The sequence below is a fragment of the Micromonospora sp. NPDC047465 genome (assembly GCF_040643125.1).
Classification (GTDB): Bacteria; Actinomycetota; Actinomycetes; order Mycobacteriales; family Micromonosporaceae; genus Micromonospora.
Genome location: NZ_JBEYTP010000008.1, coordinates 10,894 through 22,871 on the forward strand (window position 1 = coordinate 10,894; position 11,978 = coordinate 22,871).

Here is an 11,978-nt window from a genome sequence, read left to right on the forward strand (position 1 = left end):
GGGCCGAGGGGCCGGCGCGGGAATGCCGGAACCAGGCACTGGCCTGCCGCGACGGCACTAGCGTTGGCGTGGAGTGGAGGGCAGGCACGTCCGGTAGCCGACCATGTCGATCATGGGGGTGTCCATGCGCGGGCCGAAACGTGGTCCGGTCTGGGCGGCCCAGCTGTGGTTGCGCCAGCGGCGGCGTCGGTGGCGCACCCGACGGGAACGCCAGGCGGAACGGCACCGCCGCCGGCGTACGGACGAGCGCGGCGACCACCGGATGAGCTGGCGGCACCACCGCGGGCTGCGGTGGGCGATCGTCGCCATCGCCGGGGTGTTCCTGGCGTGGACCGCCCTCTCCCTGGTCCTGATGATCCTCGACACCGAGCCCGGCTTCCTCCGGGTGTCGGCGTGGTGCGCGGGCGAACCGCCGAGGTCGTACTACTGCGGCCAGGTGGAGGGCTTCGTCAAGCCGCCGATGGTCGCGGCGCTGGGCCTGGCGCTCTTCCTCTTCTGGCGGTACGTGCCGGTCCGTCGCTGGTACCGGCGCAACGTCCTGCGCAACAGCCGCATGCTGCTGCCCACCGCCGAACGGGACCTCGACCCGAGCAACGTCGTCGGCCGCGACGAGCTGTGCGAACTGATGATGCAGCGGCTGCGCGACGAGACGACCCGGCGCCCGCTGCTGCTGGTGGGCGGCATCGGCACCGGCAAGACGGCCACCCTGGCACGCCTCGCGGAGATGCTGATGGCCACCGGCGTCGTGCCGATCGGGATCGACCTGCGGACGGTCACCGACCCGGAAAAGCTGAACTTCCACCAGCTCGCCCTCGAACAGTTCCAGCGCACCATCGACACCCAGCTGCACGCCGCCGGCGAGGCGGACCGGATGTGGCGGCGGCTCTGGCTGGACAACCGCATCGTGGTGCTCGCCGACGGCCTGGAGGAGGTCCTCGCCGACGCCGCCCAGCCCGCCGATCGGGACAGCGTGCTCCGGGAGGCCGTCCGGGGCGCGGTCCGCGAGCGCCTCCCCCTGGTGGTCGCGTCGCGGCCCGACGATCCGCTGCGCGGCCTGGACGCGCTGCTGCTGCAACTGGAACCGCTCTCCCAGGGCGCCGCCCTGGAGTACGTGCGGGCCCACAGCCGCCGCTCGGACCCCGGGCACCGGTGGGACCGCATCACCGGGCTGGTCAAGGCCGCCGACGTCGCCGACTCACCGTTCTTCCTGCGGGTCATCGGGGAACTCCACGAGGTCGACCGCCTCGACCGGGTCGAGCCGGCGGGCCCCGGCAGGTCGGCGCTGCGCTGGAGCCTGCTGGAGGAGTGGTGCGACGCCACCGTCGCCGGCGACCTGTACGAGGACTACGGCATGCCGCAGACCGAACGGTCCGACGCGATCGAGGTGCTCTCCGCCCTCGCCTGCATCGGGTTGCGCAACAACCGGCTGTCGGTGCGTACGACGGAACTCACCGGCGGCGACGGCACGACCGACGCCGGCCGGCGGTGGATCCTGACCGAGCTGCGCGCCCGGCTGCACAAACTCAGCGCCGACAACCCGCAGGACATCGGCCTCGCCGAGACCACCGGGGACGCGCTGAACATCGTGGTGAAGCGGCAGGACGGGGTGCGTTTCCAGCACGGGGTGATCCAGGCGTACCTCGGCTCGCGCTTCCTCACCGCCGCCATGCGCGACGACGACTTCCTCACGCAGGCCTTCACCCGAAACCACGGCCCGGGGCGGGAACTGCTGTCCGCCCTCACCCTGCACACCCGCAGCGCGGGCGCGTTCGAACGACTGGACGGGCGGCGCAGCCCCACCGTCCGCCGCACCGACCTGCTCCGTGTCGCCGACACCGCCCGGCGGGCGGTCGGCCTGCCCACCAGCGGCCGGGACGAGAGGGCCACCCGGAACCGGTCGGTCGCGCTCGTGCACCGGCTCCTCGACGCGGCGACCGTGACACGCAACCGCACCCGGGCGCTGGAGATGTTCGCGGCCGCGCTGGAGATGGACGTCGCCACGGGGCACGCCTCGCACCGGCAGGTGGCCGACGCCATCCGCAATGCCTGGCCCCGCTACCAGGGCGACGGGTCCGTCACCGACCGCCCCCTCGAAGACGCCAAGATCGCCCTCGTGCACCGGTACGGCGACGCCGCCCGGCAACTCGCCGACCGGCCACCCGAGCCCACCGGACTCCGGTCACGGCAGCCCACACCGCAGTACCGGCAGCTGTTCCAGATGATGGCCGACGAGACGTCGTACCTTCCCCGGCTCGCCGTGGCCCGCGAGATCGCCAGCGGCGGCAACGCGGCCGTCCGCGCGCTGCGCGACCTGCTCGACGAGCCGCCGCAGGCGGCCGACCCGACGGGCCGGGAGCGCCTGGAGGAGTTGCGGACCTGGATCGCGCCGTCGCTGTTCCTCTACGCCGACAGCGCGCACACCCCCGGCGAGCCCCACTGGCAGCACGTCGCCCGGGAGACCCTGCGCCGCTGGGTGCACCGCCTGGCCACCGACGCCTCCGACGGGGCCCGCGTCTACGAGCTAACCCTCGCCCAGGGGTTCCGGCTCGCCGCCAACTGCCGCACGTACCCGGCGCACCGCAGCCTGCTCATCGAGGAGGCCGAGAAGGCGCTGCGGCACTCCCGGTTCTGGTACTCCCACCTGGTGCTCATCCAGGCGCTCACCCTGCTGGCCCTCCCCCGCGACCCCGGCGAGACACTGCACGAACGGGGCCACGGCTCGGACCCGCGCGGGCTGGTCGCCTTCTGGACCTCGATCGCGGGCGGCGGGCACCGCGCCCCGCAGCCCGGCAGCGGTACGGCGCACCCGCTCGTCCTCGAGGTGGCGGACCTGTGCGTCGAGGCGCTCATCGACCGCCACCCCGAGCGCCACTGCTGGGTGGACGAGCGGGAGATCGTCGGCCGGGTGGGGGCGGTCAGCCCACAGCCGGGCATCCGCCGCCTCCAGGACTCCTGGCTGCCGCCGTCGCACGGCTGGGCCGTCCTGGAACCGCGGGCCCAACGGCTGCTGGCCGACGTGATGCTGCTGCTCAACCTCGCCGACCGGGGCCGGGACAACGACGAGCGGGCGCGCCGGCTCAGCCGGGCCAGCCGCGCCGACCTGCCCCCGTGCCTCACCATCGACCGCACCGCCATGCGGGTCACCCTCAGCCGCCGCCAGGCCCACGACGTCCAGCCGGGCTCCACCTGCATCGACGACTGCCCGTTCCGGCTGTGCCCGCTGCCGCCGAAGGGCGACGAGCTGCCGTACCAGATGGACGAGGCGTTCTGCGCCCACCAGATCGACCTCGTGGGGCGCTGGTTCCGCTCGCCGGGGCGGGCGGACTGGCAGGCGGTCAACCGGGACGACCTGCGGACGTTCTGGCGCGAGATGTCCGAGCGGATGGCCCCCGCCTGGCGCAAGTGAGCAGAGGCGCGGCAGGTGCGGCCCCTGGACTTCCGAGGGTGTGATGACCGGCTTGCTCAGGCCCGCGAGCGGGTGCCGGCCTGGCTTGCCTTGCGCGCCTCGATTTCTTCCATCGTGGTGACCTGATACCGGCGTCGCCCCGGACGCGGCTCGGTCACTGCGAACAGCGCCTCGAACGGAGCCGCATGCTCCGCGCAGCGGTCGGTTTCCGCAGTCCGGCCCTCCGACACGACCTCGTACGTCTTGGCCTCACGCTGCCTGTCCTGACACACGTCACACACGGTGATGGTGACTTTCACAACCGTTCCTGTTCATGTCGCCGATGCTGCACCGCAGCCTACTGACCGTGGTTGACGTGTGGACCACCCGGATGTTCACTCTCCCCGCAGGTTGTTGATCAGCTGGCGCGCCCAGCCAGGAAGAAAGTCGAACGAATCGGGATGCCCGCAAGCAAGATCCAGAATGAGCAAGAGGTCCTGCGATGGTTCGAGGAGGGGCGAAGCTACCAGTGGATGGTGGAGGAGTACCGCCGCAAGTACGGCATCGACACCGTGCCCTCGCTCTGGGGAAACTTCCGCCGACGGCGAGGACTCCAGCGGCGGACGATCCGCGACGACGAGCTGATCCCGTGGCTCCTCAAGGACGAGCACCGGTGGCTCTTCCCGATCCAGATGTTGCGCACCGAAGCGCGCCGCCGCGCCGGCAAGCAACTGCGTAAGGAGGAGAAAGTCAAGCTGGACGCCTGGCTCAGGCGGCTCGCGAGGGAGAACACTGTTCTGCACTACGACCCGGACACCGAGGAGGGCTGGTTCTACGTTCCCCGGCGAGAAGGCATCGACACGGACATCATCCGCATACCCGAGCGCAAGACGACCACCCGCCCCGCAGCAGACTGAGGGCCAACCAGGCCGCCTCGGGCGCCATCCCTACTCTGCGTGAGTTCTTTTGTAGGCCGATCACCGGAACGATCTAACGCCGACCGCTCCCGGCAGGCCTGCCGGCGGAACGACGCTCACCGGCCGGCGTGCCGGGTCTGCCAGGTGCGGAGCGCCTCCTTGATGCGGTGGTTCTCCGCGCGGGATCATCCAGCGACGGCCACTCCGCCGACTTGCCCGATGCGCAAATTCGCACAGAGGTACTATCTTGACCTACCGGACAGGCGGTGAGTTTCTCGGAGAGGTTCAGCGCTGTTGGTGCAAGAAAGTGCGACGTCCTGCCACAGCGATCTACCGCAGTTAGCAAGAGGTGCTCCTTGAAATATCGACCGTGCTCACCCATCACAGCGACGGCAGTTGCGCTGGGTAGTCGACGCGACCTGCCTCTGCCGGTGATCGACTGGCGCTCCCCAAGGCGCGTTCCATCGTTCCCAGTAGTTCGGTAGGCTGACCGCCGAAACTGCAGCCGACCATCGGCGCGCGACCTTGCAGTTTCTCGGACCCGAGTGGAGAGGCGGAGGCCGGCATATGTCTGCGGCGAAGCGCAGGGCTGTGGTGCTACTTAGCGGAGGACTCGACTCGGCCACGGTACTCGCGATGGCGGTGCACGAGGGGTACGAAGCGTACGCGCTGAGCTTCCGCTACGGCCAGCGGCACACGGTGGAGCTCGAAGCCGCGAGCCGTGTAGCCGCGAACCTCGGAGCAGTCAAGCACGTCGTCGCTGACATCGATTTGCGCGTCTTCGGTGGCTCGGCGCTGACCGACGACGCTCTTGCCGTGCCGCACCACGACAGCGCTGACGATCTCGGTAGCGACATTCCGATCACGTACGTGCCCGCCCGGAACACGATTTTCTTGTCCTTCGCGCTGGCGTGGGCAGAGACCCTGGATGCCTCGGATGTGTTCATCGGGGTCAGCGCACTCGACTACAGCGGCTATCCCGACTGCCGCCCGGAGTACATCGCCGCCTACGAGCAGATGGCCAACCTTGCCACCAAGGCCGGCGTTGAGGGTCGCCAACGGCTGCGTATCCACACGCCGCTGATCCAGCTGACCAAGGCCGAGACGATTCGCCGAGGTCTGGAGTTGGGCGTGGATTACGCCTGGACACACAGCTGCTATGACCCGGTCGACGGGCGGGCATGCGGTACCTGCGACTCCTGCCTGTTGCGCGGTCGCGGCTTCGCGGAACTCGGCCGTACAGATCCCGCTCTGGCGCCGACGGCTGGGTGAGGTTGGTGTACCGCGTTAAGGAGATCTTTTACACGTTGCAGGGTGAGGGAACCCATGCGGGCCGGCCCGCGGTGTTCTGCCGGTTCACCAGTTGCAACCTGTGGACCGGGCGTGAGTCGGACCGGCATCGCGCTATCTGCCGGTTCTGCGACACCGATTTCGTTGGCACGGACGGCCCAGGTGGGGGTCGTTTCCGGTCTGCGGCTGATCTGGCCGCGGCTGTGGCCAAGACCTGGCAGGGGAAGTCCCATCCTCGTAGCCGCCCCTACGTCGTCTGCACCGGCGGTGAACCGCTGCTGCAACTGGACGAGGCCGCTGTGCAGGCCCTCCACGCCGAGGGCTTTACGGTCGCGGTCGAGACGAACGGCACTCGGCCGGCGCCAGCCGGGCTTGACTGGATCTGCGTCAGCCCCAAGGCGGGCGCCGACCTCGTGCTCACCCAGGGCCATGACCTCAAGCTGGTCTACCCGCAGGTCGGCGCTGAGCCGCAACTGTTCGAAGACCTCGCCTTCGAGCACTTCCTGCTGCAGCCCATGGATGGCCCCGACAGGGCGGCCAACACCGAGGCTGCGGTGCGGTATTGCCTCGACCATCCGCAGTGGCAGCTGAGTCTGCAGACACACAAATACCTAGGAATTGCCTGATGGAAATCTTCCGGGAGTTCACCTTCGAAGCCGCGCACCGGCTGCCGAACGTGCCAGTCGGGCACAAGTGCGCCCGCCTACACGGCCATTCCTACCGGGTTCAGGTTCATGTCCACGGCGACGTCGACCCCGAAGCGGGCTGGGTCATGGACTTCGGCGAGCTCAAGAAGGCGTTCCAACCGCTCCTCGACCAACTTGACCACTACTACCTCAACGAGGTGCCCGGCCTGGAGAATCCGACCAGCGAAGTACTGGCCCGCTGGATCTGGGACCGACTAATCGATCAACTCCCCCTGTCGACTGTCATGGTCCGGGAGACGTGCACCTCCGGCTGCATCTATCGAGGAGAGCGGTGATGCTTCCCGACGTGCAGGCGCTGCCCGACCAGCGGGGGGTTTCCCTCGATGAGGTCGGCATCGAAGGGCTGCGCTATCCGCTGCTGATCGCTGACGGCCAGGGGGCTAAACGCGAAACCGTCGCCACCATCGACATGTCGGTCAGCCTCGACGCCGAGGTCAAAGGCGCCCACCTGAGCCGATTCGTGGAAGTGCTGCACACCTGGCGAGACGGGGTCGCGTCGGACAGTGCGCTGCGCCTGGTGGAAGACCTCCGTATGCGTATGGGCAGCAGCAGCGCCCGCGTCCGTCTCACCTTCGCTTACTTCTTGGAGCGACAGGCCCCGGTCACCGGCGCGCGGTCCTTCAGCGAGTACCAGTGCGCGTTGACCGCCAGCGTGAGCACAGCCAATCCGGTCCTGACATTGCAGGCCCGCGTGCCCGTTACGAGCGTGTGTCCCTGCAGCAAGGCCATCAGTGATCGAGGGGCGCACAACCAACGCGGCTACGTCACCATCGAAGTCCACCCGGTGGGCCCGGGAGAACTATGGTTCGACGACCTCATCGATGTCGCCGAGGCTTCGGCATCCTCACCGGTCTACGCGCTGCTCAAACGGCCGGACGAGCGTCACGTCACCATGGCCGGCTACGACAATCCGGTCTTCGTCGAGGACATGACCCGCCACGTTGCCCTGGCGTTGCGCGATGACCCTCGTGTGAACCGATTCCGGGTGCGCGTGGTCAACGACGAAAGCATCCACAACCATGCCGCCTACGCGCGGCTCGAGTGGACCGACTCCACGACTGGCGGCGACGCGTGAGGTCGAGATCCGGCATGGCCGACCGTCCCGTGCACCTCGTGGTCACCTGCGCCAACCGCAAGACCCGCGTTGTGCCCGATCACCTGCGGCTCGGCAGTCTGCACGAACAGCAGCCAGGGCAACGTTTCGCCACCTGGGCCTCCCGGCTGTCCACCTCCGATGCTGACCGAGTTGCCGCCTTGGACCTGTACGCCGGCGAACACTGGCAGGTTGCCCGCAGCCTTCCCGCCACGCTGCCGCAGACTACGAAACTGTGGGTGTGCTCCGCTGGCTACGGGCTGATCGCAGCCGACACGCCGGTCGCGCCCTACGCGGCCACCTTCACCGCGGGGGAGGCCGACTCGGCCGGCTCCTCGTCGGCCGCCATGCGCGACTGGTGGAGCAGACTCAACCGATGGAGCGGCCCTGACACCCATGCCCCTCGCTCCTTCACAACGCTGGCTCGCCAGAATCCCCACGCGGTCGTCATCGCCGTGCTGTCCGAGGCGTACCTACGCGCCTGCGCCGACGACCTACGCCAAGCCGCAGACTGCCTGGCCGACCGCGAACAGCTGGCCATCATCGGCCCGCCCGGGCGGTGCCCGGACATCGACGACCTCATCGTGCCGGTTACCGCCGCACTTCGGCCAGTGGTCGGCGGCAGCCTGCAAGCGCTCAATGTTCGCGCCGCCGCCCACCTGCTCACCACAGCAGCCGACGACCTGTCTCACGCCAACCTGCGCAAACTCGCCGAACAAGCCACCACCACCGCGCCGCCTGACCCCAGCCGGCGACCCATCGGGCAGAAGCTCAGCGACGAAGCCCTGCGCGACCTTATCCGGCGCCACCTGGCCAACGGGCCCACCACCGCGACCAGCCTGCTGCGCCAATTACGTCAGTCCGGGCAGTCCTGCGAACAGTCCCGATTCCGCACCCTGTTCGCCGACGTCGCGGCCCAGGTGAGGCGCTGATGCCCGCCGCCCCCTCCGTCAAGAACCTTGTCCGCCGGGCGCTGCGGATCGACCAGAGTAGCACCTACCCCTTCTTCATGTTCGCGTTGCGCGCCGACGAGGTCCTGCAAATCGCCGACATCTCTCGAGTGAGTCGCGACGAGGCCGGCAACCTCATCGGCTACCAGCGCCCCGAGGTACGCCGGCACGTCGAGGAGATCATCGACTATCTCAACACCGACGGCGCGCTGTTCCCGAACCCGATTATCCTCGCGTTGTCCTCCCGCGCGAAGTTCGAGTCCAGCCGCGGCCCCAGCGTCGGCGACGGTCTGGCCACCTCCGGCAAGCTGACCATTCCACTACCGGCAAAGGGCAAGCCGAAGCCAGCTTGGATAGTTGACGGCCAGCAGCGGGCCCTCGCCCTGGCGCGGGCCCAACGCCGCGGCTTTCCGGTTCCCGTCACTGCCTTCGTCGCCGACAGTGTCACACTCCAGCGCGACCAGTTTCTGCGGGTCAACAACACCCGACCCTTGCCGCGCGGGCTCGTCACCGAACTGCTGCCCGAGGTCGACAGCCCACTGCCCCCTCGTCTGGCGATCCGCAAGGCGCCCGCCGCGCTGTGTGACGTCCTCAACACCGATCCGACCTCGCCCATGTACGGGCTGATCAAACGGGCCTCCACGAGCCGGGAACAGACACCCCACGCGGTGATCACCGACACCGTGGTGGTGAACATGCTCAATGAGAGCCTGACCTCATCGTCAGGCTGCCTGTTTCCGTACCGCGACGTCAGCCGCAACGAGACCGACTTCGAAGCGATCCTGCAGGCCTTGTACGTCTACTGGGCTGCGGTGCGCGACACCTTCCCCGACGCCTGGGGACTGCCGGCTACCAAGAGCCGCCTCATGCACGGTGCCGGGATCCGCGCGATGGGCCGGCTGATGGACCGCATCCTAGGCGCCGTCGACCCCCGCAGCCCCAACGCACCGGAGACCATCCGCCAACACCTTGCCCTCATCGCACCGCACTGTCATTGGACCGCTGGCGTCTGGGACGACCTAGGCCTACGCTGGAACGAGATTGAAAACATGCACCGGCACATCCAGGAACTGTCCAACTACCTCATCCGCCTCTACCACAACACCCGGGCAGAGCTGTCGTGAGGTTCTTCTTCCCTGACAGCCAGGACCAGGTCGACCCGGGCTTCGACTTCGTCACCGAAGAACGCGACCCGTTCCGCGTCCGGCAACGCGACGACCTGTACGCCCACGAGGTACTCACCCAAGCCCCCTTCGACGGGCTGCTGGTCTCCAAGGCCATCGTCGACGGCAAGGCCGGCGGAGGAACCGGCAAGTACACAGCCGCGCAACGCCACCGCCTTTACCGCGAGGGCGCCCGGCGCTTCTTCCGCCTCGACCGCGGCCACACACCGCTGAAGATCATGGGCGACTGTGGAGCGTTTTCCTACGTCGCTGAGGAGTACCCGCCCTACAGTGTCGACGAGGTCATCGACTTCTATGACGGCTGCGGATTCCACTACGGCATCGCCGTAGACCACGTCATCTTTCAATACGAGCCCAAGACAGCCCGCGACGACGAGCGCGCCGCCGAGTGGGTACGTCGCCAGGAGATCACCCTTGCTCTGGCTGCGGACTTCTGGCAGCGCTGCAAGGCCCGCCGAGTTTGCTTCACCCCCCTCGGCGTGGCCCAAGGTTGGAGCCCGCAGTCCTACGCCGACGCCGTCGTCGCACTACAACGCATCGGGTACCAACGCATCGCGCTCGGGGGCATGGTCCCTCTCAAGACCCAGGAGATCCTCGCCTGCCTCGCCGCGATCGACCAGGTCCGTGAGCCCACCACGCAGCTGCACCTGCTGGGCATCAGCCGCTGCGACGACGTCCCCACCTTCGCCACCCATGGCGTCACCAGCTTCGACAGCACCTCACCGTTCCGTCAAGCATTCAAGGACGACCGCGACAACTACTACACACCCACCGGCACCTACGTCGCCTTGCGCGTACCCCAAGTCGACGGTAACCCCAAGCTCAAGGCCCGCATCCGCTCCGGCGAGATCAGCCAAGCCCAGGCACTCGCCCTGGAACGCACCGCATTGACCCGGCTCCGCCAGTACGACGCCGACGAGATCGACGTCGACCCGGTCGTTCAGGCACTTGTCGACTACAGCGCCGTGTGGGACGGCAAGTCCGACCGTAGCGCGCAGTATCGTGCGACCCTGGCAGACCGGCCCTGGCGGGACTGTCCCTGTGACCTGTGCAAGGCGATCGGCATCGAAGTCGTGATCTTCAGAGGCACCGAACGCAACAAACGGCGCGGCTTTCACAACCTGTACGTGTTCGAACAGCGGCTGCGCGCACAACGAGAAAGGACTCCCGCGTGACCACGACCCGACGTGACCTCTCCGCAGGCACCACCCTCGAACTCCGGCTGCCCGCGTTGAAGATTCAGCAAGGTCGCGGACGCAGCCTCTACACCTTCGCGATGGACGGTAAACTCGTCCCGCAGATCGCCACCGTCTCGCGCATTCGACGCGACGAGACGACCGAACTGCACGGCTACCAGCGACCCGAAGTTCTCGCCCACGTGGCGGCTATTCGCCGGTACATCGAAACCGACGACAGCCCGCTGTTGCCCAACGCCATCGTCATCGCCTTCGACGAACGCGTGCGCTTCGAACCAAACCCCGCCACCGCCGCTGGCCCCAGCTACGTGGAGACGGGAACTCTGGTAATCCCGCTCATCGACGGACCGGAACACAACCGGCCAGGGTTCATCGTCGACGGCCAACAGCGCTGCGCCGCCATCCGCGACGCCAACATCGACGCGTTCCCAGTGAGCATTAGCGCCTTTATCGCCAACGACACCGCCGACCAGCGCTTCCAGTTCATCCTGGTCAACTCCACCAAGGCACTCCCCAAGGGCCTCATCCACGAGTTGCTGCCAGGCGCCTCCGGTGCGCTGCCCACCCCGTTGCGGGTCCGCCAACTGCCTGCCACCCTGCTCGAAAAGCTCAACTTCGATGAGCTGCGGTCCCCGCTCTACCGGATGATCCAGATGCCCACCAACCCAGGCGGCCACATCAAAGACAACTCGGTATTGCGGATGCTAGAGAACAGCCTGTCCGACGGAGCCCTTTATCGATTCCGCAACGACGAAGCGCTGCCGTACACCGGCGAGATGTTCACCCTGCTCTGCAACTTTTGGGCTGCGGTGAAGCAGGTCTTTCCTGATGCGTGGAACAAGCCTCCTCGCAGGTCACGTCTGATGCACGGTGCCGGGATTATCAGCATGGGGTACCTCATGGACGCGATCAGCCACGTCCGCGACGATGGCAACGGCATCATTGAGTCGGACGAGTTCGCCGCTGATCTCAAGGTGATCGCTGACGACTGCCACTGGACCGAGGGTGAATGGGTCTTTAGCGATGGCGTTGCGCGCAAGTGGAACGACATCCAGAACACCCCCCGAGACATCCACCGTGTCGCGGACTTCCTGCAGAGCCGCTACCGATCCAGCCAGGTGGCGCGAGGACGATGAAGTGGGTGGCTGTGTGCGGCTCGTTGGGGCCTCCGGCCGACACCAACAAGCCGTACGCGGTCCGGCTGCCTGCACTACTCGAAGGGCTCACCTTCCCTGAAGGGCTGGGGCGGCCGAGGG

11 protein-coding genes are annotated in these 11,978 nt (G+C 67.8%); 10 read left to right on the forward strand and 1 reads right to left on the reverse strand.

The genetic code is table 11. The features are described from left to right. Positions 1-112 precede the first annotated feature (112 nt). Positions 113-3,406, forward strand: a complete 3,294-nt coding sequence (locus ABZ793_RS10120) for an NACHT domain-containing protein (RefSeq protein WP_357454812.1) — start codon at positions 113-115, stop codon at positions 3,404-3,406. 56 nt (positions 3,407-3,462) lie between these two features. Here ABZ793_RS10120 and ABZ793_RS10125 read toward each other — a convergent pair whose 3' ends face one another. Beyond that, a complete protein-coding gene (locus ABZ793_RS10125; protein WP_357454815.1) occupies positions 3,463-3,705 on the reverse strand; it encodes a hypothetical protein in 243 nt (80 codons plus the stop codon). Positions 3,706-3,846: 141 nt separating this feature from the next. Here ABZ793_RS10125 and ABZ793_RS10130 point away from each other — a divergent pair, with 141 nt between their 5' ends. The 9 genes from ABZ793_RS10130 (at position 3,847) to dbpB (ABZ793_RS10170) (ending at position 11,858) form a co-directional block, all read left to right on the forward strand. After that, positions 3,847-4,302 carry a hypothetical protein gene (locus tag ABZ793_RS10130; protein WP_357454818.1) on the forward strand — a complete coding sequence of 152 codons (456 nt, stop codon included), beginning with the start codon at positions 3,847-3,849 and terminating at the stop codon, positions 4,300-4,302. Positions 4,303-4,869: 567 nt separating this feature from the next. Further along, positions 4,870-5,574 carry a 7-cyano-7-deazaguanine synthase QueC gene (queC, locus tag ABZ793_RS10135; RefSeq protein WP_088986540.1) on the forward strand — a complete coding sequence of 235 codons (705 nt, stop codon included), beginning with the start codon at positions 4,870-4,872 and terminating at the stop codon, positions 5,572-5,574. Positions 5,575-5,579: 5 nt separating this feature from the next. Further along, entirely contained in the window at positions 5,580-6,218 is a 639-nt protein-coding gene (queE, locus tag ABZ793_RS10140) for a 7-carboxy-7-deazaguanine synthase (RefSeq protein ID WP_231924450.1), read from the forward strand. Then, complete coding sequence (gene queD / locus ABZ793_RS10145; protein ID WP_088986542.1) at positions 6,218-6,574, forward strand: 6-carboxytetrahydropterin synthase QueD; 357 nt, start codon at positions 6,218-6,220, stop codon at positions 6,572-6,574. Before queE ends, queD begins: the two co-directional genes overlap by 1 nt. After that, on the forward strand, positions 6,574-7,374 hold the full coding sequence (gene folE2, locus ABZ793_RS10150) for a GTP cyclohydrolase FolE2 (RefSeq protein WP_357454824.1): 801 nt from the start codon (positions 6,574-6,576) through the stop codon (positions 7,372-7,374). The genes queD and folE2 overlap by 1 nt, the downstream gene beginning before the upstream one ends. Before the next feature lie 14 nt (positions 7,375-7,388). After that, positions 7,389-8,324 (forward strand): hypothetical protein, encoded by a 936-nt coding sequence (locus ABZ793_RS10155; protein ID WP_357454827.1) that lies wholly within the window; start codon positions 7,389-7,391, stop codon positions 8,322-8,324. Next, entirely contained in the window at positions 8,324-9,466 is a 1,143-nt protein-coding gene (gene dbpB / locus ABZ793_RS10160) for a DGQHR domain-containing protein DpdB (protein ID WP_357454830.1), read from the forward strand. Before ABZ793_RS10155 ends, dbpB (ABZ793_RS10160) begins: the two co-directional genes overlap by 1 nt. Then, positions 9,463-10,701 carry a tRNA-guanine transglycosylase DpdA gene (gene dpdA, locus ABZ793_RS10165; protein WP_357454833.1) on the forward strand — a complete coding sequence of 413 codons (1,239 nt, stop codon included), beginning with the start codon at positions 9,463-9,465 and terminating at the stop codon, positions 10,699-10,701. Before dbpB (ABZ793_RS10160) ends, dpdA begins: the two co-directional genes overlap by 4 nt. Further along, positions 10,698-11,858, forward strand: coding sequence for a DGQHR domain-containing protein DpdB (gene dbpB / locus ABZ793_RS10170; RefSeq protein WP_357454836.1), 1,161 nt, complete (start codon positions 10,698-10,700; stop codon positions 11,856-11,858). Before dpdA ends, dbpB (ABZ793_RS10170) begins: the two co-directional genes overlap by 4 nt. Positions 11,859-11,978 lie beyond the last annotated feature (120 nt).

What these genes read in the sequence shown, in the direction of transcription:
- ABZ793_RS10130 (WP_357454818.1), top strand. Translation starts at nt 3,847, where the DNA reads ATGCCCGCAAGCAAGATCCAGAATGAGCAAGAGGTCCTGCGATGGTTC.
- folE2 (WP_357454824.1), top strand. Translation starts at nt 6,574, where the DNA reads ATGCTTCCCGACGTGCAGGCGCTGCCCGACCAGCGGGGGGTTTCCCTC.
- ABZ793_RS10120 (WP_357454812.1), top strand. Translation starts at nt 113, where the DNA reads ATGGGGGTGTCCATGCGCGGGCCGAAACGTGGTCCGGTCTGGGCGGCC.
- queC (WP_088986540.1), top strand. Translation starts at nt 4,870, where the DNA reads ATGTCTGCGGCGAAGCGCAGGGCTGTGGTGCTACTTAGCGGAGGACTC.
- ABZ793_RS10155 (WP_357454827.1), top strand. Translation starts at nt 7,389, where the DNA reads ATGGCCGACCGTCCCGTGCACCTCGTGGTCACCTGCGCCAACCGCAAG.
- queD (WP_088986542.1), top strand. Translation starts at nt 6,218, where the DNA reads ATGGAAATCTTCCGGGAGTTCACCTTCGAAGCCGCGCACCGGCTGCCG.
- dbpB (WP_357454830.1), top strand. Translation starts at nt 8,324, where the DNA reads ATGCCCGCCGCCCCCTCCGTCAAGAACCTTGTCCGCCGGGCGCTGCGG.